23 protein-coding genes and 2 pseudogenes are annotated in these 24,875 nt (G+C 39.9%); 12 read left to right on the top strand and 13 right to left on the bottom strand.

The window, feature by feature from the left end; genetic code table 11:
* Positions 1-60 precede the first annotated feature (60 nt).
* Positions 61-528, top strand: a complete 468-nt coding sequence (locus tag V7R35_RS16260; RefSeq protein WP_061487042.1) for a hypothetical protein — start codon at positions 61-63, stop codon at positions 526-528.
* A gap of 170 nt (positions 529-698) precedes the next feature.
* Here the strand turns inward: V7R35_RS16260 and V7R35_RS16255 are convergent, their stop codons facing one another.
* On the bottom strand, positions 699-1,379 hold the full coding sequence (locus tag V7R35_RS16255; RefSeq protein WP_061487043.1) for a PEP-CTERM sorting domain-containing protein: 681 nt from the start codon (positions 1,377-1,379) through the stop codon (positions 699-701).
* Positions 1,380-1,710: 331 nt separating this feature from the next.
* On the opposite strand from V7R35_RS16255, the gene V7R35_RS16250 reads away from it, so the two are divergent.
* The 3 genes from V7R35_RS16250 (at position 1,711) to V7R35_RS16240 (ending at position 4,390) form a co-directional block, all read left to right on the top strand.
* Positions 1,711-2,061 carry a hypothetical protein gene (locus tag V7R35_RS16250; RefSeq protein WP_156079156.1) on the top strand — a complete coding sequence of 117 codons (351 nt, stop codon included), beginning with the start codon at positions 1,711-1,713 and terminating at the stop codon, positions 2,059-2,061.
* Between the two features lie 109 nt (positions 2,062-2,170).
* Complete coding sequence (locus V7R35_RS16245) at positions 2,171-2,830, top strand: hypothetical protein (RefSeq protein ID WP_061487045.1); 660 nt, start codon at positions 2,171-2,173, stop codon at positions 2,828-2,830.
* 843 nt (positions 2,831-3,673) lie between these two features.
* The gene (locus V7R35_RS16240) at positions 3,674-4,390 is read left to right on the top strand and encodes a hypothetical protein (protein WP_156087388.1); all 717 of its coding nucleotides are present in this window, start codon (positions 3,674-3,676) and stop codon (positions 4,388-4,390) included.
* Between the two features lie 337 nt (positions 4,391-4,727).
* Here V7R35_RS16240 and V7R35_RS16235 read toward each other — a convergent pair whose 3' ends face one another.
* Together V7R35_RS16235 and V7R35_RS16230 are read right to left on the bottom strand one after the other, a co-directional pair.
* Complete coding sequence (locus tag V7R35_RS16235) at positions 4,728-5,855, bottom strand: ParB/RepB/Spo0J family partition protein (protein WP_061487048.1); 1,128 nt, start codon at positions 5,853-5,855, stop codon at positions 4,728-4,730.
* Positions 5,855-6,778 (bottom strand): ParA family protein, encoded by a 924-nt coding sequence (locus V7R35_RS16230; RefSeq protein WP_156079154.1) that lies wholly within the window; start codon positions 6,776-6,778, stop codon positions 5,855-5,857. The genes V7R35_RS16235 and V7R35_RS16230 overlap by 1 nt, the downstream gene beginning before the upstream one ends.
* Positions 6,779-7,313: 535 nt before the next feature.
* Between V7R35_RS16230 and V7R35_RS16225 the strand changes: the two genes are divergently transcribed.
* Both V7R35_RS16225 and V7R35_RS16220 read left to right on the top strand, forming a co-directional pair.
* The gene (locus V7R35_RS16225; RefSeq protein ID WP_156087450.1) at positions 7,314-8,780 is read left to right on the top strand and encodes a helix-turn-helix domain-containing protein; all 1,467 of its coding nucleotides are present in this window, start codon (positions 7,314-7,316) and stop codon (positions 8,778-8,780) included.
* 385 nt (positions 8,781-9,165) lie between these two features.
* Positions 9,166-10,047: a hypothetical protein gene (locus V7R35_RS16220; RefSeq protein ID WP_145912157.1), complete on the top strand. Its 882-nt coding sequence runs from the start codon at positions 9,166-9,168 to the stop codon at positions 10,045-10,047.
* A 370-nt stretch (positions 10,048-10,417) separates the two neighbouring features.
* On the opposite strand, the pseudogene V7R35_RS16215 reads toward V7R35_RS16220, so the two are convergent.
* Positions 10,418-10,719, bottom strand: a pseudogene (locus V7R35_RS16215) (integrase core domain-containing protein); the annotation flags it as partial.
* A gap of 56 nt (positions 10,720-10,775) precedes the next feature.
* Between V7R35_RS16215 and V7R35_RS16210 the strand changes: the two are divergent.
* Positions 10,776-11,933: pseudogene (locus tag V7R35_RS16210) on the top strand (IS3 family transposase).
* A 9-nt stretch (positions 11,934-11,942) separates the two neighbouring features.
* Complete coding sequence (locus tag V7R35_RS16205) at positions 11,943-12,332, top strand: hypothetical protein (protein WP_061487056.1); 390 nt, start codon at positions 11,943-11,945, stop codon at positions 12,330-12,332.
* Positions 12,333-12,431: 99 nt separating this feature from the next.
* Here V7R35_RS16205 and V7R35_RS16200 read toward each other — a convergent pair whose 3' ends face one another.
* The 3 genes from V7R35_RS16200 to V7R35_RS16190 all read right to left on the bottom strand — a co-directional run bounded on the left by V7R35_RS16200 (position 12,432) and on the right by V7R35_RS16190 (position 13,362).
* The gene (locus V7R35_RS16200; protein WP_039227502.1) at positions 12,432-12,671 is read right to left on the bottom strand and encodes a hypothetical protein; all 240 of its coding nucleotides are present in this window, start codon (positions 12,669-12,671) and stop codon (positions 12,432-12,434) included.
* A complete protein-coding gene (locus V7R35_RS16195; RefSeq protein WP_081106152.1) occupies positions 12,658-12,960 on the bottom strand; it encodes a hypothetical protein in 303 nt (100 codons plus the stop codon). Before V7R35_RS16195 ends, V7R35_RS16200 begins: the two co-directional genes overlap by 14 nt.
* A 129-nt stretch (positions 12,961-13,089) precedes the next feature.
* Positions 13,090-13,362, bottom strand: coding sequence for a hypothetical protein (locus V7R35_RS16190; RefSeq protein WP_231506616.1), 273 nt, complete (start codon positions 13,360-13,362; stop codon positions 13,090-13,092).
* An 823-nt stretch (positions 13,363-14,185) separates the two neighbouring features.
* Between V7R35_RS16190 and V7R35_RS16185 the strand changes: the two genes are divergently transcribed.
* A complete protein-coding gene (locus tag V7R35_RS16185; protein ID WP_262385800.1) occupies positions 14,186-14,317 on the top strand; it encodes a hypothetical protein in 132 nt (43 codons plus the stop codon).
* Between the two features lie 39 nt (positions 14,318-14,356).
* Here the strand turns inward: V7R35_RS16185 and V7R35_RS16180 are convergent, their stop codons facing one another.
* The 3 genes from V7R35_RS16180 to V7R35_RS16170 all read right to left on the bottom strand — a co-directional run bounded on the left by V7R35_RS16180 (position 14,357) and on the right by V7R35_RS16170 (position 16,507).
* Positions 14,357-15,640 (bottom strand): type II toxin-antitoxin system HipA family toxin, encoded by a 1,284-nt coding sequence (locus V7R35_RS16180; RefSeq protein ID WP_156079193.1) that lies wholly within the window; start codon positions 15,638-15,640, stop codon positions 14,357-14,359.
* A gap of 2 nt (positions 15,641-15,642) precedes the next feature.
* Positions 15,643-16,017, bottom strand: a complete 375-nt coding sequence (locus V7R35_RS16175; protein WP_081106153.1) for a helix-turn-helix domain-containing protein — start codon at positions 16,015-16,017, stop codon at positions 15,643-15,645.
* Positions 16,018-16,270: 253 nt separating this feature from the next.
* On the bottom strand, positions 16,271-16,507 hold the full coding sequence (locus tag V7R35_RS16170; RefSeq protein WP_156079192.1) for a hypothetical protein: 237 nt from the start codon (positions 16,505-16,507) through the stop codon (positions 16,271-16,273).
* 2,238 nt (positions 16,508-18,745) lie between these two features.
* On the opposite strand from V7R35_RS16170, the gene V7R35_RS16165 reads away from it, so the two are divergent.
* Positions 18,746-18,874: a hypothetical protein gene (locus V7R35_RS16165; protein WP_263615099.1), complete on the top strand. Its 129-nt coding sequence runs from the start codon at positions 18,746-18,748 to the stop codon at positions 18,872-18,874.
* Here the strand turns inward: V7R35_RS16165 and V7R35_RS16160 are convergent.
* A protein-coding gene (locus tag V7R35_RS16160) for an IS5 family transposase (protein WP_156079191.1) occupies positions 18,817-19,579 on the bottom strand; the annotation gives its coding sequence in 2 pieces (ribosomal slippage) (positions 18,817-18,939 and positions 18,941-19,579; 762 coding nt in all). The genes V7R35_RS16165 and V7R35_RS16160 overlap by 58 nt on opposite strands.
* Before the next feature lie 514 nt (positions 19,580-20,093).
* On the opposite strand from V7R35_RS16160, the gene V7R35_RS16155 reads away from it, so the two are divergent.
* Positions 20,094-20,837 (top strand): DNA replication terminus site-binding protein, encoded by a 744-nt coding sequence (locus V7R35_RS16155; RefSeq protein WP_156079190.1) that lies wholly within the window; start codon positions 20,094-20,096, stop codon positions 20,835-20,837.
* A gap of 392 nt (positions 20,838-21,229) precedes the next feature.
* On the opposite strand, the gene V7R35_RS16150 is transcribed toward V7R35_RS16155, so the two are convergent.
* Positions 21,230-22,270 carry an IS630 family transposase gene (locus V7R35_RS16150; RefSeq protein ID WP_061487076.1) on the bottom strand — a complete coding sequence of 347 codons (1,041 nt, stop codon included), beginning with the start codon at positions 22,268-22,270 and terminating at the stop codon, positions 21,230-21,232.
* Positions 22,271-23,071: 801 nt separating this feature from the next.
* Between V7R35_RS16150 and V7R35_RS16145 the strand changes: the two genes are divergently transcribed.
* The gene (locus V7R35_RS16145; protein ID WP_156079189.1) at positions 23,072-23,986 is read left to right on the top strand and encodes a hypothetical protein; all 915 of its coding nucleotides are present in this window, start codon (positions 23,072-23,074) and stop codon (positions 23,984-23,986) included.
* 260 nt (positions 23,987-24,246) lie between these two features.
* Here V7R35_RS16145 and V7R35_RS16140 read toward each other — a convergent pair whose 3' ends face one another.
* A complete protein-coding gene (locus V7R35_RS16140) occupies positions 24,247-24,648 on the bottom strand; it encodes a hypothetical protein (protein ID WP_061487078.1) in 402 nt (133 codons plus the stop codon).
* Between the last annotated feature and the right edge of the window lie 227 nt (positions 24,649-24,875).

Genomic DNA, 24,875 nt, shown 5'->3' with positions numbered 1-24,875 from the left:
AAATATCAAAAAATTTAAAAATAATATCACCGCTGTAACATTAAAATTGTGGTATTGGTTATGGATTACAACGAACAAAATGCGCTAGAAATCGCTAAAAATCGAGCATTTAAACTATCTTCTCTGTTATTCGCATCACTGTTCGGTGCACTTACTTTTTTACTTTATCAAATTGGGCTAGAGACCTTTTCTTCCTCAAGCGCCAAACAGTTGCGTGATGAATATGGGGATTCAAGCATCACTTATACGGGTCTCTACATCGGACACTTGTGCTACTTTTTTGCTAACCGTTTCTACAACCATCTGCTTAAAGATGTTAAAGGCTTTAAGGTTTGCCCATATGATGAATTTGTAAAATTAAAATGGATTATCGGTACCACTATTTTCATTATTGTTCGGACGTTAGTGGTCTCATTCACCGACATGGACCTCTTAGCTCGCGCAGCCATTATTGTGGCCACTTTGGTATTATTGATCTATTGGTTGAAAAACTGGGATTATCACGTCGAAAAACCTGGAACCGAATAGACGCTTTAGATTGATGTTCGCTTTTTTGCTTTTCGTATAGTGACTTGATAACTATTGAAGGCGTGCTGCATTAATTGAACCCAGATAGGCGCTCGTACGTGAAATCTGATGACGTTTGCTGGGCGTTGCCCTCATTGGTAAACAGAGAAACGCCCTAGTGAATATATTTATTAGCGGCGGCGCCGTAATAACAACAGCATTACACCCATTGCCAGGATTATACCCGTTTGTGGCTCAGGAACAGATACATCGGATTGTGATGGCGTAACGGTTCTTGAGACTAGACTGCTTTCAAAATCAACAGCCAGTTGCGAGCTTTCATTCAGATAAAATACAACGCGACTCGCTTGTTGGCTAGTACTGTCTTCTAATGAAAATGAATAATAATCCCTTTCTATTGTAAATAAATCGACACTAGGATTTGTCAATGTGTAAGCACTAGAACCGCTTAAATAATTCGTGGTCGTTATCTCCGGCATTCTAACAATCAGACCTTCCAGTAGTGAATGCACTCGAGAAATATTAAATGCTGTAAAGTCAAAATAATTATCTCCCCTTGAAGGTCCTGAACGAGACCATAAGGTATCATCTCCACCTCCGAACTGCCCTACTCTATTTTCACCATCGAGCCAATATGAGTAATACATGAGTGTATCATCATAGGTAAATGAGACTTCAATCGGATTGGTGTTCAGATCATCGAGTTCAGAGGCAATCTGTAACTCATCGAGATAACTTACACCGTAGTATTCATAGCCAGTATAGTTGAGTGAATACTCATATTTTATAATGTCGGCGAATGCTGCCTTACTGATTGATAGCAATAGTATGGTGGTAAGAATATGCTTCATGCTGTTTTCCTTTTCCAGAGCAGTGAAACATTAGCAAAATATGTGCCTTGCCTTATGTATTGTGAGCTACAACGAATTGGACTTAATTGATATGAAACGAATGTAAAATAAATAGACAGTATTCATGGTCGACAGCTATTTTTCTGCACATAGAGAAATCAGTGTTTCAATCTTCCATTGTGAACTTACGAAGAGAATGAGTACTGTTAACATCCTCTTTTACGATCACGCGCTAGAGTTTCCCTGAGATTTACCAATGTACAATATTTATTCCGTACGATATGGTACTAAAACTGTTTATTATTTATACGCACAAATGAAGGCTAATCTCATGGAAGACAAGATAAAGTCAGCTAGGCAGACTGCTATTCTTCTCATATTGTTGCTTGTCTTTACGTTCAATCTAAACAGCACCTTTAAAGCAAATATAGAAAAGTACAATGTACTATGGAGTTTTTGGATTTTCGAGGCGTTAAAGGAAGATTCCAAGGTCATACCAAAAGTTGAGCCGGACGATAGTATTTATTCCTACCAAGACGTAAAAAAAAACCTCAGCAATCTTCAGCAAAACCCGACAGCATCTGAAATCCTACAAACAGTTGGATGGACTGTTGATACGCTGAAGAAAGACAGTCTGTTAGAGGTCACATTAGACTGGAGTTACATCGATTTCAGGTTGTAAACCCCTCAGATTTCGTCAAAGGTAACTCAGGTAATAACCACACTTCGCAATTCTTTTTTTTTCTGATCCCGAAATTGACAGAGTTGTTTTTATTGAATCAAAAAGTGAAGTGTTAGTAAGCTATGACACAATACCGATTGACGAAAAAGAGTTTTCTGCGTTTTTCGTTGAATTGCGTCGCACGATCAGTGATTTTCAAATCATTTCTCCCCGAGACAACTGGAAACGAGCAGAGTTTGTAGAAGGAAAAGCCAATAGTTTTCACGTCAATTATGGCTTAGACATTCAAGATTTAAGGCTAATTACTTTAGATACGGTCCGCCAGCTTTTTAAAGGCGAAGTCTCTTTACCGGTTTTCAACGTCTCCATGGAAATAGAAAAAGCGTACCTGTATATATTAGCCCTGGTCGCTATTCTTTTAACGTACTTAAACATTCAATTACGATTAATAAATGCCTCTATCCAGCGAGCGGATTTTGAACGCTTTTCGTTGACCAGTTGGAAAGTCTTTTCCCCAAATAATAGCCTCGCCAGTAAAGCCAGCCGTATGATCGAGGCGGCATGTGCTATTGTGGGCTATGTATCTGCAACATTAACTCCATTAGTCGTACTTTTTTTCTTATGGCACTTCAACAACATTGTCGGAGAATATGAGTTTCATTACATTCCAGCCACATTGTCTGTTCTATTCTTGGTGCTCATCACGTTCCTGGCCCTTACTAATGTATTGCAGTTAGTTCGAAAGCCGTTCGCCAAGGGAGAACCATGACAATTATTGTCTATTTCTCACTAATAGAAGAAGGAAACGCGCCTAAGACAAAGTTAACCACACTTTTATTTAATAGGGCCGGTTGGAGGCGGCAAATCATCTAAAGTTAAACTCTGTGATGAAATTAACCATGCTATAAAACTTCTTTAATTAACAGTCTAAAAAACACTTTGTATCAATCACATAGAACAGATTCTCTATTTTTTATTAGTGATAATTAGCGTAGTAAAGTGATTATCTCTGAAACGTAAAAATTCCTACTTCATTGTTTTTAAATGCATTTTTAGCACTTCATTGAATCCATCGATTCGCACTAAAAAAAGCAATTTGATTTCAATCTTACTTGCATTGGTCTACGCTTTTAATGACCACCTTATGATTTTTTTCGCACATATTGCGCCTGAAGATAAGGGGTTATCATGAAACTTAATTCAACTCACAAATTAACCGTGGTCGGTAAAGTTTCTGCCAAAGAAGCTGGTAAAGTAGCCCTGATAATGGTCTATACGAAACTTTTTTTGGCTATAGTGTTCGGAGTTTGCCTAATAATAACCACTCTAAATATTACCAGAAGCAGTTCATCTCTTAGTTGGTTGTCACCCTCCCCCCCTGAACAAACAAAACCGTTGTGCACCTTTGATACAACACTTTACGAACTGAGTGATAACTAATATTCCTTTTTTCAACCGGAGTTCGAGCGGTACTCGCTTTTGAACTATTGAGCATCAGTCCACCTGCTGCTCTTCAACCTTACTCATTTATCGTTAATGTACCAATTATCAAAACGTGTTTTTCATACTTAATACATTAACGATATTGTTTTCAAGCGGTGAATAAAAAGTAGTGATAAAAGCCTATACAAATGATGAAACGCTGATTGTCCGAGACGAATATTCGCTCAAGTGTCATAAACCGTTACCAGTGCCTGCAGATAACATCGACATTGATGATTTTTTCAATCGATGGGACACATTAACTGCCACGGCGTTCGAGGGACTGCCTAGCTTTATTCGAGATTCATTTGAAGTAAGAGCACTTTCTAAGCTTATTACAAATCAGCAGTTTAAAAATAGTGCGAAAAGTGCTGTCCAATTCCATAACAGCGTAAGAGAAGGCCTCCTTTCGATGATGGAGTCTGGTTTCATCAATATTATGCCCACTACTGCAAAGCAAGAGTTCTTTGCTTTTATGCAGTATGCCATTTCTCCCTATTCTCACCTTTATACCGAATGCGATGCGATCCTGATTAAAAACGGTAACCTCATGGACATGTTACTTATAGGTCATCATCAGTTTGATGTTCTTATTTTCGATAGGGGCTTAGTCGACTCTCACGCAATTAGCTTTGCGCTTAAATTAGGTCTGCCTGTGGTAGTGACAACTGAGGAATTAACGTTTTCTGATAAAAAAAGACGAATTCGACTTACGCAAGATCACAATGCGAATGCCTCGTTAGACAAAGCTTTACCCTTTAAGGTCAACATAGATATTATTTCCCATCCGAGGCAATTGAAAATTATAGAGAAGCTTTTGGTCAGCACAAAGTTTGTGAGCGTATAGCAAGCAATATTGTTGTAATCATTAGAACTTATTATAGATAGAAGAACATAGACGCGAGAAAGGTGTTGGATAGATTTAGCGCTAATACTCGCGTATCTAGACGCCTGAATAAATCCCCTTGTAATCCACTTTTCAACCATCATTTGCTGCCATTGTTTTAATTGAATACCAAAGTTAGGTAAAAATGGAGATAAAAAGTGTCGGATCGAATCTGGGGCTCATATAAAATCTTTAATTTCTCCCCCAATTTAATTTTAAATTAAAAAATGCTGCAAGCCTCGTAAATATTAGCCTGCAGCGCCAGAAAATTACTAAATTTCACTTGAACCGAAATGCGTCATTTTGACAGTGATACAAGTAAAGACTTTAATACCTTTTCTAATGCCGCAGCATCGTCAAAGTTAACATTTTCCCAATCAATACCTATATCGAGCTTTGTAACATCCTCTGTTAATAACCGACGAATTGCTGAAGTTTGAGTAACTTTCACTTTTGGCATTGTAATGTACTGCTTCGCCCTACCAGGTTTTTTGGATATGTTAGAAGGTATATATTTTTTAAATTTTCCGACATCTGCCAATCTATTTAGGTATCGCTCGACATCGTTATATTTTTCCGCTTTCTTAATCTCTTCATATAGCGCTATAAGACTTGTTACAACTTTGTTTTCAAGTAGTTTATAAACAATTTCAAAATGCTCATAAAGCTTATCGTATCGATAATAGGAAGGACGACTAATGCCTAAATATGACGTTACCAAAGAAGTTCGTTCGGTCTGCATCTTTGCTCCTTCTAAACTTTCAAGTTCGCGAACTGCTTTTGCATAACTGTTTAGCGCGTCAGGTGGAGTCAGATCAGAGCGGGAGAAATTCTCAATGTGACGGAGCACATTAAGGTTTCGTGGTTTTTCAGCATAGATTTTGACTTTAACCTTTATCAAACCACCATAAAGAAAACGAATTGCATAGAAACGTCTATGACCAGCTACAATAGGATAGTCAGTCATATTTTTTCTCCACACAGAAATTGGATGAACTAGTTCACTGTGCTTTAAGGTCTCAGCTAAATTTTTTATTTCTTCTATTTCTAAACTGACGGCGTCATAACGAGGGTTATCTTTTGATAATCGGTTCTCAAGCACCCCCTTTTCACAGACAACACAATTGCTCAAAGCTGCGATGGACTCATCATCTGATTTTTGTGCAAACGTAACAGGTAAGTATCGGGAATTATCTGACTGCGGTTGTATATAATCCACCAGCACTCTATCTAATTCAGAGGACGTCTTGAAGATAGGATCGTCATGTACTTCGCTTTCCTTGGATTTGTCCCTTGCTTTGAGGTCATCCAACATCTGTTGAGATTTTTTAGATACGCCTTCACCTGACTCAAATTGGCTTATTAAATCTTCTTGAGAATTAACTTTTCCGACTGTTCTACGTCTTGCCTTTTTAGGACTGTTCATTATTCATTCCCCCATAAACTGCCTTCAATCAGTTCATAAAGCTTCTGCATTTCTTTTTGCGCGTGGTGATTATGTACATAATTAAAATGTGACTCATCAACAGATGGACGTTCCATAACGCGATAGCAATTACGTTGCTGAAGCCAAAAGCGCGTCATATATTTTCCAGTAGGACCATTTTTGTCATAAAGTTTAGCAAGTGCCACTTCATCTTTCTGAGTAAGACGTGATTTGCTTGGAACTTTATTTGGAACAACACCGACAATCTTCAGTGGTGCTCTTTGTCGGTCTTCATTAATTCGGTCTACGCGATTAAGCAACATAGGTACACCATCTATAGAGTCGTATTCAGGCTCAGTTGGAATTATCACATGAGTAGCAGCACCCAACATACCAGCACTAACAGGTGACTTACTTGGCGGGTTATCAACAATAACAATGTCGTAATCTTCGGCCAATTCTGGAATTGAAAACCAATCGTGCATATGTGTCGAAATTTTTGAAACCAGTCTGTCCGCTTGCGGTGTCAGAGCTAGCACACGATCAACATTACCTTCGGATGGTAACACTTTGATGTTCTCAAAAGCTGTCGGGTATTCATATACTGGTGAGTCAAACAAAATATCAGTAGAAGTATTTCGACCACTCCATTCTGGATCATCAATCTCTTCTAATTCTGGGTGTAGGGGAGCAGCGTATTCATCATCACCTGGAATAGCATCCATTTTTAAGAATGCTTTAGACGAATCTTGCTGTGAATCATAATCCAGTACCAAAACACGACGCTTTATCCCATTTCCATCTGGGCCGCCGGTTGCTAACAGATACGCTATTGTTGATGCAAGAAACGTTTTTCCAACGCCTCCTTTTCTATGGTAACTAGAAAGCACGCGCAGCCCATTGTACATTTCGTCTGTATTCATCGTCTTTACCTTGTATCAGCACATAACTTTAGTCTGACATCCTAATCTTTTAATGTCTCGGATCGAATCTTTAAAAATCTATTTAAAAAGGATGTTTAGGTTATTTCGTTCAATAATTAATACCTAACTGAAAGCCTTTAATGGTCGGGGGTTGAGAGGTGTTTATACCTATCAGGTTCACATGAACCCAATATAAAAGATTTTAAGTAAAAAAACGTATTCGATAGATAAATAGAGGATAAAAAGTTTGTAATTATTCTTGACGCATCATCACAGAAAATCAGTATTTTAATGACAAAAAATCTACTAAATTCAGTATTTAATTTGTTAATTGAAAACTTCTTGAAAGCTTTTACTGGCAAGCTCTTGCGAGATAAAAATTCATATCAGGTTCACCTGAACCTATTGAAGATTTTACTTCCTTTGAACATACATTTGAATACAACCTTAAAAATGGACTTGATTAAGATAGTTGGGTAATCTCAGGATCGAATCAACGAAATAACTGCAATCTATAATAACGGGGAAAATTATTGTGCGAGAGCTTTTTGACTTGTCAGAAAAATATGGATTTAAAGCGCCTCTGGTTGACGCCCCTGAATCTCTCGATTTAAAACTTTACCTCCGCTTATGTGGTGCATTATCTATTTCACCAATCACAATAGCAGTGATTTCTGACATCTTTATTGCAATACAAGATATCGAAGAACGCATTGCAAGTTTCCAATATATCGCTGAACGTATAAATCGAAAAGTATCAAATATTCGACATCATCTGGTAATCCTTGAAAAAGCAAACCTTATAAAAAGTGAGTTCATTACGACTGATCCAATACGACGTCGTAGAGGAAAAATTTTTACATTAGTGATACCTAAAGGGCAGACCGTAGCAGCGGCAGACTATTCATCAGTACCGGACGGAGATAGTTATCAGTTGGTGTCATCTAATACCGTTGAAACTATAGATATTGACCGATATGACGATAAAACGCGTTTCCTTGAGCTACAAATTGTTAGATATCTAGTCAAAGCCATGCGAACTAATCGTAAAGATAAGGCAGGTACGATCAACGTTAAACTAAAAGTAGATGGAAGAGTAAAACCAATTTCCATTACCTCACGCGCAGAAGAGGGGAGGCTTATCTATCTCCCTGATATGAGCTACTACGCAGGCGCTATTACCTGGCTTATAAATCATATTTCTGAACGAGTTGAACAGGCCGATACCATTGGAGAAACATTTACACTACCACTGGAGCCTCTTATATCAATGGCGAAGGATATTTCGCTTTCAGATGCATCAGCTGGTGGTTATATGAATAATGCTATTCAATCTTTGCAGCGAATATCAGCAACCACGTTTGATATGCGCGATTTATATGGACAAGACCACAGTACAATTAAAGACATTGAGATGTACTACAAGCTTTTCAGGCTTGAGGCCCTTGTTACCTATGAAGATGAAAAAAAGATAGAAAAGAAAGCTGCAGTTGTTCAGTTTCCGCGATCGACAGTAAAAAATATTATAGCAGCCGTGAGAGCTGAAAAATCTCTTAACGAAATGTTGTTAATAGACAGTGATATTTTCGCAACAAAAAATGAGATTGAAATTCTGTTTGGTCTATGGGCGAGGGAACATCTCATTACCGGACGTCAGGCACAGCAGATGTATACATGGAACGAGCTTCGTGAGTCAGTAGCTCCTTCGACTAGTCTTAGTGAATTTAAGCGCAAGTTTTCAAACATGGTACTCACGAATGCAGATCCCGAATATAAAGCTAAAATACACAACGTTGTCAAAAATAAAATTGTTAGAATCATTGAGACGTGCCACTTGTCTGAGCCAAGAAAAGGTGAATTGGTAGTCGAATACGGTCGGGCCACAGTTCAAGGTTACCTGATCAATATTGGTTATTCACCAGAACATGGCTCGTCAGTTATAGCTTTTAGACGAGATATGTCCGCGTTACATATTTTGAGCCACTTCAAAAGTCAGGGCTAGCTTATAATTTAATGATAAAAACTTTCCGGATCGAATCTATAGTAATGAAAATCAATAGATTAGGATTCGGATCGAATCTATAAAAGATCCAAAATAGATCACGATCCAACTTGATCTCTAAAACCATTCGTATAAAGATTACATCTGTTAAAGACATTCTCTTACTTATATTGAATCTTTAACTTGCTCACTGAAGAGCAACATAAATTATTTGGGAAGATAAGAAGCGCTGAAAAGACAAAACCCGTGAAGTGTTGGCGCACTGCACGGGTCTTAGGATGTAACTTTTTGGAACTAGTTACACATCCAATTCTAGCGGATTGATCGATCACGTCAACTGTTAGGGCGTTTTTTATCAACAATAACTCGATTTGTTGGTAAAAACATGAGAACAAACACAGAATTTGTGTTCATGAGCACGGGACTTTTTGAACACCTCAACGAAACAGAATCATATGTTTTCTCTTTTGTTACTTATTTTGCTTGTGATAAACAAAAGGGACAAGTATTTAAACGTAGCACAGCAAGTCTTTGTAACAATCTTGGATACTCCGCGAACACAATAAGGTCAACAATAGATAAGCTTGTCGAGAAGAACTTTTTAGCACGTGCTGAAAAACCTGACGACAAAAATAAGGCTCTTCGTTATAACTACTTTGACGACATATCACATTATTTAGTACTTGGTACTCATAAGTATGCTCAGGAATTCTCATCTGAATTGTCAGAAATCTTAAATTTTCTAAGAAAAAGTAGTAAACATAAAAAGCCAAATTTGAAAAATGTATTTTTCAAAGTTTATGTTAACGCGCTGCAAGCCTCTAAAAAAGGGGAAAAGTGGAAGCGCAATCAATCTCGGCACCTTCATAAAACGCTAGTTTTGCATGGGTACCTTCACAATAAGATCAAATTCAGAGACAAATTTGATAAATCGACCTTGTCACTAAGCGTACCTTACTTATCAGCAATGATGCAGTGGTCAAGGAATACCGTAAGGCGGGTAGTGAATACACTTGTCGAACTCGGGCTAGTAACACTCAAGCTTGAGGGCAAACGAATCGCTTTTTTACAAGTTAGATTAGCTGAGCGGGTCAGGGAAGGGTACAAGCAGCTAAAATCTCGACTTTTTGACGTGAGACAAAAAACTGTTGGCGTTACTCTCAATTCAATAAATAAGCCAATGGGACTAAATAGGCCGGGTAAGCATGCTACGCCAGCGGAACACGCGTCCTACCTTGCAGCAATGAAAAAAGCACAAAACCACTGACAAAAAAACAACTGTTTGGAATCCAGACACTGTTCTGGAGTTTTCTCGTGCCTAAAATTCAGATTAGTCTGCAATTTATACAATTCAACAAAGCGAACGCTCAAGTTTTTAACCATACACGATAAAATAATAAAAATAAGAGACAAGCGAAAGCTATGGAGCCCGCGCTAAACACAAGTGGTGCCATCCATACGCAGATGGATAAAACTAGCTCCATCCACAATCGAAATTCTCCATAGATATGCTTAAAATTCCAACCACGTTCGGAACGTGCCAAAAGTAACCACATTAGAATAAGATAGAAAAAGAAAGAAGAGGATAGGGGGGATTAACCCACTCACAAATTTTTTTAATCGAACTATGATTATAGTTAGATTATATCAACATGAAATTCATGTGTTTTTTCTTCGTCATAATTCAGTCGCCAGAACAAACCATTTCTCTTACCTGATTAAGATTTTCAAACAAGTAAGCATCAAGAAACTATCTGCGGAATAAACCACTAAAGCGCTCTACGAAACCATTTTACTGCGGTTTACCTAGCTGTATATATACCAGTTCAATATTATTGGATTCACACCAATCCGTCAGCGTCGCCGAAATTAGCTCTGGTCCATTATCCATTGGTAACCCTCACTCAGACTTAAGCTGTTCTAACACGCGTACGTGACGTTCTCGAATAGATTCACACAATCAGTTAAAAGATAATAATCTCAACTGGAGTGTATATGAAATCGCGAAAAAGCTACTCAAAAGAATTCAAACTGGATGCCGTAAGTCTGGTTACAGAACAAAATTACAAGATCGCTGAGGCAGCTCGTAGCCTTGGCATTAGCGCCAATATGCTAGGCCGCTGGCTTAAAGAGCAGGAGTCGGAAGGTGCTCATGCATTTCGTGGCAACGGTAAGTTGACGCCGAAACAGGAAGAAATTCGGCGGTTGCGAGAAGAAAATAAGCGCCTAAAAATGGAGAAAGAGATCCTAAAAAAGGCGACGATCTTCTTTGCCAAAGAAACCAAGTGAAATACGGTTTCGTAACCCAACATAAGAAGATCTGGCCGATTAGTCTGATGTGTCAGGTTCTGGGGGTCAGTCGCCATAACTATTACAGTGCCGTGCGACGAAATGAACAACTTGAACCCGAACCACAACATGATGAGCTAATTGAGTGGGTTGAAATAATAGCAGATTCCAGTGACTTTACCTATGGCGTAAGGCGAATGAAACGTGCACTGAATTCGCTCGGTTACCCGGTTGTAAAACAGCGTACGAGAGCCTTGATGACGGAAGCCGGCGTGAGCGTAATACGGCGTAGAAAATACAAAGTAACGACTAACAGTGACCATCAACAACCTGTCTTCAATAACGTGCTGTCACGTGACTTTGATGCGCAAAAACTAGATCAGGCATATGTCTCTGACATTACTTATATCTAGACGCAGGAAGGCTGGCTGTATCTGGCCGTTGTCATTGATCTGTTCTCACGCAAAGTCGTGGGCTGGAGTGATGAATGCTCAGCTTGTGTGTAATGCGTTAACAATGGCTGTATGGCAACGTAAACCCAAGGCAGGTCTGATACATCATTCAGATCGTGGTTCACAATACACCAGACGCCAATTTAGAAGACTTCTGACGCGGTACAAGGTAACAGGCAGCGTGAGCAGGAAAGGTGATTGTTGGGACAATGCCGTTGTGGAGAGCTTCTTCGGTACAGTAAAACAAGAGCGAGTGCAATGGCGTCACTACCAAAGCCGCCATGCTGCTCAGCAGGATATCCTGCAATACATTACTATGTTTTATAACAGTCAAAGAATGCACTCATATCTGGATTGCAAAAGTCTAAACCAATATGAGGCTGATATGGCTAATTTAGGAAAAGCGGCTTAACTGAGTTGTGTGAATTTGGTTGACCACGTCACTCTTACAAGTGTGAATAATGGTGTGATTTCGCTGCATTTTAATATAGCTAATAATGGAATTGGGCTGGCCTTTATCAGTTCATTGACGGTTCTCCATAACGGGAAGAAAGTAGATAAGGATACCGATGTCCCTCAACTAGTAGCGCGACGCTCTAAAGTGAACATTGTTCATAGTTCGACGCACTGGCTTGCTAAAGGAGCATCTTTGGTTGTAAACGAAAAGCTTACTCTATTTTCTCTGGATGTAGGGCAGGGAAGAGAATATCTCAAACAGGATATTGAGGCGACATTTGATGAATATGATTTAGTGATTGAATATTCAAACGCCTATAAAGAACGCTTTGTTTTTGATACTAGAGAAGATTAAAACAGCAGTGAAACGGGTTAAATAAGCTTTAGAAGGCTCGAAGGAGATGGCCATACTATATCCATTTTGTTCGAGGCCTTACTTCTTAATGTTACTAGCTTACTCTGACCAATACTTTTTCTTGAGGTGTAACTTAAGAAGAAAAAATATTAATTGGCGACAGGCAAAACCGGCTACTACAAATAAGGCAACGCCTATCATCGCCTTGCCTTTAAATAACAGGCCAAACAACGCTGCTCCCAAGACCCCAATAAAAATTATGTTAGCTAGCATGCCTAGAGGGTGGGCATTGCTAGCATGGCCTACGATTAACTCAAGTTCCTGCTTATTGGGTTTCATCTTGCTTTTCATACTCCCAGATTCTTTCTAAAATAACTGCTCTTAGAGCATCCGCAGCGCCAGGTGAACTCAGTACGTAGATTCTTTTAGTAGTACAGATGGTCGATACCGTTCGCAGGGTGCTTTTGTCCACGCCGTCGTGCGTGTACTGTTTATCTTGGCCAAAGGCAAAAGGTGGTACTCCAGAAAGCTCTTCAATTATCCGCTCTGGCTCTTTATCTCGACGCTTTTGTGCTTCTTTCAACATTTGCTCATTGAGCGCTCTCAGCCTATCAAGTCCTTTTTTCAAAACAACTCCTACGTTTTCCACTTTCTAATGCTGTTACTGCATAATAGACATTTCTAACTACTCTGCCAGTGATGTCTTATCGACTTTATAAAAGTGGGCATGCTGCAAAACAAAATCTCGGCTATGACTTTACGCCTCAAAAAGCGTCTCAAATGATGCTACGCCGTTCTTACGTAAAAACCTAGCCAAGTTGTCGAGTCGCCATGTTCTAGGTTCGTCTGAGCGCCCATGGCGCATTACATAAGCTATTTCTGTATTGGCATTGATGGCCACGACAAAAAACTTCTGAGGTTCGGTTGGGCTTTCTTGAGCTATAACCTTTGTGATGGATTGAGTTTCCAGCTGTCTAACAAACTCACCTTCTTTTATTCTATTGAGTTTCCAGCTGTCTAACAAACTCACCTTCTTTTATTCTATAGAACGCGTTGGGTATAACTTACATCTTGGGATATTGTTATCGACATTATGGTGTATTGTTGATTCTTGTAAAGCCCATCCACCCACTAAGCCGGTTACTTTTACACTTATGAACTCAACGTGATTTCATCAGCTTTAACACTACATGTGCTGTTTTACTTAAATTTTGAACACCATATGTCGTGTTTTTATAAAAACGCTTTTTTAAGAATAAATTTATTTTTATGTCCTAGAAATAACTATAAGTGCTTGCATTCCGGGCATTTTACGCTTGTATAACGCTAATAAGTTAGTTGTTACTAACATAAATTTCATGCCAGTTTGAGTGCTCAAAATACCACCAGGTATTGGGTTGCATTAAGACAAAAACCTCACTATCTTGTTTTTGACGCTGGAAATTCGTACAGGGTGTAAGCGCTGTGGCTTTCTAGGGTTGGGAACCGAAAGGCCAGCGGCAACTGGCCTCTCTGAATCGGGACTCATTGTTTAGTAAATGGACCCATGAAGATTATCAATCGGCATTGGACATCTTCATGCTCAAAGTATCGTAAATGGCTATAAAAAATCAAGAGAGTTAACAAGTAAATTTGTACTTCAACATTACATATTTATAGAACCTTTTGCAGGCCCTGGCGGCTTTAATAAGGATTTCAATGAGTTCCTAATTACTTTAAGTTAGGAGCTAAATAATGGCTTTATTAAGATTTAAGGACACGCCATGTCCTCATAAATATGGCAACATCTGTACACATTCTGAGTTTGAACCTTTGGTGTGTGACAAACCCACCGTTACTGGAGGGTTCGAGCTATGAGTGGTAATTACATTGAAGGTAACTACGTGTTTTGTCGCTTTAGACGCAAGAAAAACAGTACAGAGATGTTAGATGCTCATGATTATGGGTATAAAGCGTGGCGTATCCCTATAAAGCGTAAGAGCTAGTAGGATACTGCATTAGTGGGGGCCGGATAGCCCCCATTTTTATATTCTCACTTTGGACAACACGCCTTCAGCTATCAGATCCCCAGTCTTTTTGTCGAAGTCTTCAGAAGCATCAGCAAAGGTTTTACTCAAAGCAACATCAACATCCGCGTTAAGTGCTTCAATGTAACCCATAGCCAACTCATCATTTAAGAACGTCTTAGCTGCATGTGACTTCCAATGTCTCATTTGAATGTCTGCCCAGATGTAATGATTATTTTTAGACATTACCTTCATGGCCATCCGCAGTTCCTTGCGTCTGAATTGATTTCTGAATGGATGCGCTGAAATCACGTCGTAAAGCGGGGTGAGCCAATGGCCAGTATGGTCAAGGTAAACACTGAAGTTCTTTGCGTGGCCATCAATACCCATTAACAGCCAAAATACATATTGCGCAAGAAAGAACTGATACATGTCATTTTCGCTATCAGTACTAAAGCGAAGCAGATTGGCTATCTCACTCGCACCCGGACCTCCATTTGCTTCATACTTTGACTGGCCAGCCCTACCAAGCGCTTGGCACATGTCTTCTTGAGTAAGTCGGTATATTAGGCCGTCCTCACCTTGCTGCCTATCAAACCGTTCAACCACCAGCGCTTTTTGGTCACCGAAAGTGCGTATATCCGCTTGTGCAACGTTGAATCCCAAGTAACGCATAAATCTCAGGCAGAACCATTCATTATCTACACTGTTTGTTAGCTTTAGCCCGTTTTCTAAATCATGGATTGGCAGTTTGAATATATGGGTTGTTGGAGTGGTACCTAGAGGGCGATGCCATTTTCCTTCATGAAGTGTCAGCGCGGTTTTCTCTTGTGCACCTGCAAGGGATATTCTGAATACGTCATCATCATCCATACCTAGTGTTTTACGTCTTACTGTATTCCTAAGGTGCGCTTCGATATCGGCATGACTCATTGCCTCAAGCTTCAATTCGTCGATCCCATCGACGGGTTCCGCTGTTAAAGAAAGAGAGCCAACGCAATCACGGCCAATCTCACTCAACAAATCCATTGTGTCTGTAGAGTAGGCGCCAACACGGTCAACAATTAACTTACGAATCTCAATGTCGTCCGGCAGTAGGTTGTCGAAGTAAAAGCGCACCAGGTCACCGGTGTGTCTCTTTTTGGTAAGCGGCATCGATAAACTAATTGGGTGTGCGTATTCTGCGGATAGCCACTCATCGTCGTAAGTAAATGCATGCGTGGCACCAGAGCGCTCGAATGTACCTACGTGCCGGCCATTGATGGCCACTGAGAGATTGTTAGTTTTTCTCCTCTTAGCCATAACTATTCCTTAGCTTTATTCTTACTAACAACCACCGGCGTTCTCGTTGGCTTACTGACAAACTTACCTGATTTCACTCTTCTTAATGGGCTTTTAACGTCTTTTGGGGCGTTCTGGGGAATACGCTGTCCACCAGCTACTGCTGCTGTCCCATCTGTTTTATGAGTGTTTTGGTTTGTCATATCGATATCGATATTGAGAACGTTTAGAACCATCAGCACAGTACCAAATGACACGCTGGTGGGGTCATTCTCTAATCTCGATACAAAGCGCTGGTCTTTACCAATTTTAGTGGCCAAGTCTGTTTGAGACCACCCTAGCGCCTTGCGTGTAGATGCTATGTAGTGACCTACGTCTTTTGGGGTCTTAATTCTCATTGTTAACTCAATATATTCCATAAGAAGTATATTTATAAATATACCTTATATTGCATATTTTTCAATATTCTCTAAAAGGAATATTATTTTTTATTCTATATAAAGAATATTTGAGAACGCGGCAAGAAAGAAAGGGCGTTACCTCCACACCGTTATTCGGCGGTTCTGGAGGTAAACAAAGCGAAACGTTGTGATACAACTGAGAGGCAGGGGGGACTAAAGCACCTGTTATCGGAGGTGCTTAATGCCGGGTTTAGGAATTTGATGCTGCTATTAGTTCATTTCTAATCGCGATAAGCAGCTCTTCAGCCTGAATGTTGTGACCTGCGATAATACCCACCAGCGTTAACAAATCATTATTGGGTTCGCTACTGCGTACCGAATCGATTACTGCTCTAGCGGCCGCTAGTGGGATTGATGAAATATTTCGAAAAGACCAAAGCGATAAAGAGAACAGAATTTTGCTTAGTTTCCAAAATGATCGAGGCAAGTCAATACTTCGTCCTGCTGGAGATTACAAAGAGTCATTGAGTTTTAGGCTGTATATTGTTGGCCAAGGTAATCATGAGCTTAAACTTCCTTTGGACGGGAAATCTGGTAGGCCAACACTTAAAGGTGGTAAGCCTCACAACATAGCGGAAACTTACAATGTGAAGACTGGTCTTGAAGCTATTTTTATAGATGGGGAAATGTTAGTGACCTATCAATATCCGGCGGGTTCAAAAGTTTTAAGTGCGGCACTGGCGGAGCGAATAAATAGAGGGCTCTCCAAATTTCAGAAGCAGATGCTGAGATGATTGACGAAGCGGTATTTTACAATTTCACCTTAACATCTTATACAATCAGAAATCACTTTGAAAACACAAAAAGTTATCTTCTTTATACCTTTAATTGCCTTCGTTGCAATGGATAGAAATTGACATGGCCGCTGGCCAGCCAATTTCTGAACCAAGTACCCAATAATGTTTTTGCAGTTCTTATTTTATATCTCTCAGTCATTTTATGCATCCAAAAAGACCGTGAAAAATTTTCCTTAAGAACGATGAGTAAATGGATAAAGGTATAGTCGCCGACTTCTTTTAAAAAGGCTTAGGTACAAAGGCTTTTTCAGTGGTAAATATAGACAGGTCTTTGCCTCAGTTATTGTGAATAAAATTATCATTTTGCAAAGTTTAGATTCTATAGCGCGGTCGTACAAAAATTAAGCATAACTACATTTTTGGACTTTTTTAAGAGCGTTCTCTGTACCGTTCTCTGTACCCCAAAAAAAAGCGTTCCTTTTTATTTTATTTTTAAGAAGTAACGTGGGGGGTACGATCAAAAAGTATGTCTGAATGGAACAAGAAGTAACGCTCTAGACATTGTTTTAATCAGGAAGTTGCTTTCCTTATTCATCTCGGTACGAGCAAAATGTTGAAAGAGTAATATTTATTCAAAAAATGCGAAAATTTAAGTGTTTTCTGATGTATATAAGACTACGTATTATATAACGGAATTGAGTGTGAGATGTTAATCTAAAAATATCATTTTCTAACCTTTCCGTATTGCTCTCCACAGCCTTTTTTACGATATTTTTTTCAAAAAACGACGTAAAAATATTGATTTTGGCACTGTTCTCCTTGGTACAAATTTATAATTTTTTTAAGGCCGTTTAGTGATACATCGCCGATAAAACTTACGTAACAATTTGGCTTATATTTGATGCGGGAATTCGTTTCCTAGGTGCTCCGCCCGTTAAGTTAACCTGCTTTTTTGTAATTCACTGTACACTACAATGAGCTGCTTAAAGCCGAAGCACTTTCCTGTTTTATCATTAAACCTTTGACGTTTTCATTTAGTCCTCGCTCCCATGATGAGTAAAAATTCGCGAAGTAAACGCCCGTTTTGTAATTTTCTGCCACTATTTCATGATCGGAAAACTCACTACCATTATCCACTATGAATGTGTGAACATGGCTGGGGCTTTTCTATAATATGCGCTTTTCATTGGTTCTTTTATTATCAAAAACAGCTTACTTGTCCGTTCGACAAGACTGACTAATATGCTTGCTCCTTGCTTACCTAAAAGCGTACCGACTTAGCAATCGCCGAACAGTTTCTTCTTGTTCACTGTAGCGGGGCGACGCTTGATGTTAATGCGATTAGGGATAATCAGACGCTTCGTGTAGCTGCCTTAAGGGTACTTAAGAATACCGCGAGCCAGTTTTATTTTGGCCTCCATTTTTCATTCACGACAGACTTAGCGAAGGCAATGGTGAGTGCTGATATACAATATTATGCAGCATCTATTCTAAGCTTGGTCGCTTTGTAGTACGCAAACATCCGGCAGGTATTGCGTACTATAGATTTTTTTCGTCAAACCTATCGGCGAATCGTATTGTGACTATATTTCAAACGACTTCTAATTCCTCAGCAACTTAAATCCTCTCTTAAGTAGACATCTTTATTAAATCGTTGTCCCTCGTTTAAGTGCTTATATTTCTTAGTAACAACTCCTGTTTTTCGCCACTACAAAGTTCAACCAACAGGCAGTCGCTCTCTTCTACCTGTTCAATTAAGTGTTGTGTACTTATTACCTTGATTCGAGATTAATAGCCACTCGAAACTTGTGTTTAGTAAAACAATTGTTAGGCTCTTATGTGTGTTTTAAGCCAATAATCAATATGAGACACTGCGCAAAATAGCGTATTTTGCCTCGATGGTGAGAATAGAGTAGGGCAGTCCGGCGATGGCAACGACACATTTGAGCCTCGATACGGACTCTCTAGGGGCTGTTGATCTTTGCTGTACATATTTCACTCAGCAGTACATCGGTAGCCACATCATTGAAAATGCCAGTGACACCATACTGGCATAATTCCTCGCCAATTTTTCATACCTAGTTGATATTGAACGATAATGTTTAATTCGTGCGAATGCATTTTTCAACTAAGTGCCTATATTTATAAAGGCACCAATCGACACTGTTTTTGTCTATATCTTGGCCATAATTGCGTTTCGGTATGACAGAAGTGCCTCCCTTGGCTTCAATATATTCCCGCAAAGAATCACTATCGTACCCTTTGTCGCTGACGAAAATATTTATTTCTTGCAAATGGTCAACCAAACTTTGAGCACGAGTAATGTCGTTTCTTTGGCCTTCCGATAGCTCAAAATATATAGGAAGTCCGCCACTATCCACAGCCAAATGGATTTTCGTAGAATTACCACCTCGGCTCTTACCTATGCATTCATTATCTGATGTCGCAGCACCTGTACTATGCTGATGGGCTTTAACAATTGAACCGTCCGCAAAGACCCACTCATAATCAGCAAGTTTTGCTAACTCATTGAATAACATATTTAATAGACCTTTCTTTGACCACAAATTGAAGCGTCGATAAATGGCACTCCAGCCACCAAACTCTGTGGGTAAATCTCGCCAAGGGATACCAGTTCTCAGGCGGTAAAGTATTCCTTCAAAGGTCATTCTGTGTTCTGGTTTATTGTAAATGCGGCCAGTGCTCTTCATTACTTGAAGTAGCTTTTGCCACCGCTTATCAGTTAGCATTAGTCTTGGCATGGTATTGAGTTGTTAATTTATTTTTGGCGAAACGAATTATAGCGCTTTACCATGCCGGTCAAAAACTAATCACGAAAGATCAACAGGCCTTAGGGGTGATAATTATTTTGATTTAACGGCGTTTAATATCTCTCCAGCGCTTATACATTGACAACCCCTAATGTCGATTTATTTACAATAGAGAGGGATTATTACTTATTTTTATTTGAAGACAGTACTAGCCAACAAACAAGTTGCGTTATTTTTTACCTCAATGAAAGTTCGCAACTGACTGTTAATTTTGAAAGCCCCATAGTCTCTAGAACCGTCACGCCAGAACAATCCAATGTTTCAGTTCCAGAGCCCCAAAAGGGTATTATTCTGGCTGTGGGTGTAATGCTGTTACTATTACGGCGCCGGCACCAATAAGTACATTCATCAGGGCGTTTATCTGTATACCAAAGAGGATTTTAGAGCCTTCCCTGCCGGTGAATTGATGTTAGGTCACCGCGATATGTTCAACGTCTAAGCGCAACTGCGTTGCCTTAATGCCTTAAAGTGCTTCCATCGTCCTTCTCATAATATTTCAGGCCGGGTGGCGGGCAAGTACCCTGGCATTTTGTTGCTTGAGAACCATAACGACGTCATTAATACCATTATCGCCGTTAACAGTACGAAGACGGCTATCAAACACCGCGTGCAGGATAGAAAGCCGGATGGTTCACACGGACGCAATCATTTGCAGAAGCACGAGTTCTTACATCAACACCGTTACGCCGAAATTATCTCCTATCAGCTGTATCGTCATATCGATGTCATTAACTGTCGCCCTGATACGGACACCGCGCTTAAAAGCGTGAACTTTTATTGGGCTTACAAGAACGCTGACCAACGTTTTTTGCCTGATAGAGCCAAACACTACCTTTACAACTGTAACTCTAGCCTCAACCTTAAGCAGCTTAAGGCGCTCTCAACGCGCATCGATGAGACGCAACATAGTCACCGGTTTTATGTCCGTAAAACTCGCAATGCATCGGTGAATTTGTCGCTGTATTACGAGGCAGCACGGGGTAAGCCGCTGGTAAATACCATCAATGCCGCACAGCCCGTTATTTTGTGTAATTACGAGGATGTCCCCACAATTTGTCCGTTAAGCGAGCATGTGCCGCAAAAACGCAAAGCAAATAGACAAGGGCATGCGTGGGAGTGTTTGAGTGAGACTATAAACCTCTACATGAGATCTATAACAGAAGAAGATAAACAACGGGAGAATAGCTAGTCAAATCCTCACTACTAACCCAAGCATACAAGCTCAACGACTTAGTTGACCGCTTCAATTTTAAATTTTTCTATTCTTCTATACTGCTATCAAGCTAGCATTTTTTATGAAGAGATAGCTTTTTGCTTTGCCCTTACGTGACGGCCCCAGTTTTCGGTAGGATATGTGAGCAGAAACTTTCACGCAGGCGACAACAAACAATTATATGAAGGTAATAATGTAAAGAGTTTCCATACAGCCTTAACTTCAGTACTTATAACTATCTATTATTTTTTTTCGAAGGTTTGCTATGGCCAGAGACCCATGAAAAACCTATGTATATAATTAACAATGCCACAGCTGTACCTGCAAGAACAAATAATTGTATTACGTCCATACCTAAATAACTGATCCTAAGTCTGCTTCATCTTTGCGATCCCATGCTGGTTGCCTGGAAATGGCGATGCAGCTTCCATAAAGCGCCGTACTCGTTGTAGCAATTCCCACATTTCAGTGCACCTGTGATTGCGGGTTACAGTTTCATGCAACGCATGCCACAACTTTTCAATTTTATTGACCCAAGGGCTGTAGACTGGCTGGAACAGCAAGGTAAATTTGGGATTCTGCTTCAGCCATGCCTGCGTCTTTTTGCTTTTACGAATAATGTAATTGTCCACAATCAGTGTGATGGTTTTTGCTTTCCGGTACGTTTTTCTTAAATGCTCCATTAGCCGGATAAATATCTCAGAGCATTTTGAGTGTCGCCCCACGTAAAGCACTTTGCCTGTGCCGGCATTTAACGCGCCGGCCAGATAGTATTTTTCATTTTGTCCTGGCGTTGGAACTAACCGCTGCTTTCCTCTGAACCCCCAATCCGCACCTATTTTGGGATTCAGATGAATATCCACCTCATCCTCGTAAAACACCGGATGTTCGGCACAACACTTCTCAAGCGCGGCTTTAATCGCTGCCAGTTTCTCTTCCTTGTGTGGATCTCTTATCCGCAAAGTAGGGGCTGCTCTACGCCAAACAATACCGAGTTCTGGCATCCACCGCCGTAAAGTCGAGCTGTGTACACGGATCCCAGTATTCTCCTGAATGACCTTCGCCAGTAATTCCGAACTCCATCGGCTACGCTGATAACCGAGATCTTGTGGTGTCCATGGAATCAGCAAGAAGAGTAACTGCACTATGATGTCACCCGGCAAATAAGCCGGTTTGCCATGCTCAGCATCTTTTAAACCGTCTATTCCTGATTCTTCATACCACTTGCACCAGCGACTGACCGATGAACGTGCTGCACTCAGCAATAACGCAACGTGCTTACGGGACTGGCCCTTGTGAACCAAAAGCACAGCATTTGCCCGACGACTAAAGCGTTTATCCTTACTGCGTTGAACGATTTTTTCTAAACGGCGTCGCTCAGCCCGGTCAATCAATGCTATTCTGTTCATGCTCAGTGTGGTTCTCGGTAATTTCTTTTTGGCGATTGATCTGATCGCAGAAATCACACTGACTTCCCTCTATGGGGTGATCTACACTTAGGAACAGCTATTTAGCCTCTTTTACTAACTCTCATTTTTCTTATTCCAACTGCTTTAAAAAACTTCGTTGCAATAGTAATTGCACTACCTTTTTGAAAGACGAAGCGTTGAAGCTGTTTTGTATATTGAAAATGGTCAAAAGCTACTAGAACGATTCTGTGTGAGAAAACTGACCTGACGTTAAACAGAACTTTCCGATATAGCCTGTTGCTCTTTTCTTAAGGTTTAATACTGGAAGTCAGCTGCTGGAGAAGACTAGGTTACCAGAAGAGTTAACATTTCACTCCCCCTAGGGCTAATGATTTTGGGTTGCTAGTATATAAAGCGAAAGAAGTAAGCTCTGACTTTTGTTTCAATTGTGCGCTTATGCTCCTTGCAGCTCTCAACAGCCATGTTGAAATTAATACTCCCCCTAATTTCAAAGTCGATTCTAATAGTTTTTTATTATCTGGCGCCTTAAGACAATTACAGGGTCTACGGAAAATGGGAAACATAGAGGGGGCGAATGCGAACACATAATAGAAACAGTAGTATGTAGGTAAAAGTAAGTGTCTATGCAAGTAAACTATTACTGTGGCGCTATAAAGAATATAAAGCAGGAGTTTGATTTGTAGGCTATTACAACTACACATGTCTGTATATACTTAAACTTTTTTATTAGGCTAAGTGCACACTAAGTTTGCTTGCTAATTGTAAATTTAAATAGGGTTTATGATGACTAGAACCGACTGGATTTTTAGTGATGAGGGCTATAGCTTACATCAAGAGTTTCCTAGTGGAGACAGTGTCTCTAATCCAAGTGACAATACAAACCCAGCAGAGCTAGTAGTCGACTTCCCTGTTTCATTCAATGTAACCCAAGGACATACCGGTGATGACGCCTTTTCTCAATTGTCTGTTGATATTCCGGCAGACATAATGGATAGGATGGCCATCGCTTGGTGCAAAAAAAGAAGACTGCACGGAACGCTCGGAGGTTCAGTTGGCCGTGAGTTTGGGTCCGTAGATTGTGATTACGACGAGCAAGCTTCCGAAAGCCTTGAAGAAGATGCTGAGTTGCAAGAACTGGTAAAAGACAGCGAAGAACAGCCTGAAATACAAGCAAAACTCGAGTTTGATAATATTTTTGAAGTTGTTGCAAGGACCAAAGAGGAAGCTAAGCGGCTAAAAGAAGAGTCTGATGATTTGATTCAAAATAGGAACATCAAAGAATCAAGAACAGAGCGCTCGATGTTACCTAAGAGACACAAGCGAGTGGCTTCAGGCATTATCGACCATATCAAATCAAATCAAAATGCTAATGACGAACCACTACTACTTTCGGCAATTGAAAAAGCGCTATTAGCCGACCACATAATCTCTTCAGACGAGCATTTTTTAGACTCAATCTGGCAGTTTGAAGATAAATTAGCGACTGGGGTATATGCACCGGGATTAGACGTCAATGGTCGATGGGTACTCGTTGGGAAAGATAGCCGCAATGACACACTGGTTGCTGCACTCGAGCCTCTTAGCGTTAAAGTTGTTGAGCGATTAATCCAACAAAAAAAGCTGACTTCAGAATTATCTCCGCGATGGATTACACCAAAATTACAATTAACGATGTATCATTGGGAATTAACTTAAAGGTTAGTTCCACTTATCTATCAAACAATTGCAGGCGGAAAGGGGCAAGAAACGGTTATTACTTTTACTTTAAAGCGAAAGTAAACTCACGAGAATCACCTATAAACTTTGAGAAATTTTTTTCGCATTTTAAACTATGGTAGCGATAAAAGTAGATGGCTATATTTATTCTTTATGGGTCGACAACGCTCTACTCTCAAAGCAAGCAGGTTACCTACTAACAGACAAAGCGTCTACAATATCCGAGCGTTGTTTAGGCATTAAAGACCGGCGCTAAGACTATCTATTCGGTTGAAAACCTGGCGCAGCGCAGTAGTTTTACAGGAGGCGCCCAAGATAATATCGAGTGGCGTTCGTCCACTGAAGTATTCGTTATTATTAACCATTCGCATAAATCCGTTTGTGTTTTGTCGATTGGAGAATATTGCCAGTAAGGTTTGATGAATATTAAAAATATAGCTAGCACACTCTAATTGCCTAGCATTAAGCGCTATATCTTCCCAACCTTGTTTAAAAGCTAGATATGTGTTCACTGATATACCGAGAATAGTGGCCTTTTCAGAGTCAGTACATCCCCAGCTGTCAAGAATCGTACTAGCTATATTGAGCGCTTCGTAAGTATTGGCTTCTAATTGTTTTAAAATGTTAGCTTTACTGTTCATACTGAATACCTAATGAATTTTTGTTCGATCAATTCGGTGTTTTAATGCGATTTTTAACAGGCCGCTCTCATCGCATTACATTAAAAGCATAACCGGACAATTACTAATAGTGAAGTTTGTTATATTTTTTTTTATATTTAAATTCATTTAAGTGATAAAGATTTTCAAATTAAGGTTTTTAGTCGTTTTGAACAATCGCAAGAACGACAACACTTTCGAAGCATAGT

The sequence above is a fragment of the Alteromonas sp. S167 genome (assembly GCF_036864375.1).
Lineage (GTDB): Bacteria > Pseudomonadota > Gammaproteobacteria > Enterobacterales > Alteromonadaceae > Alteromonas.
Note: the sequence above shows the minus strand (reverse complement) of the source record. Positions and strands in the feature narration are given on the sequence as shown.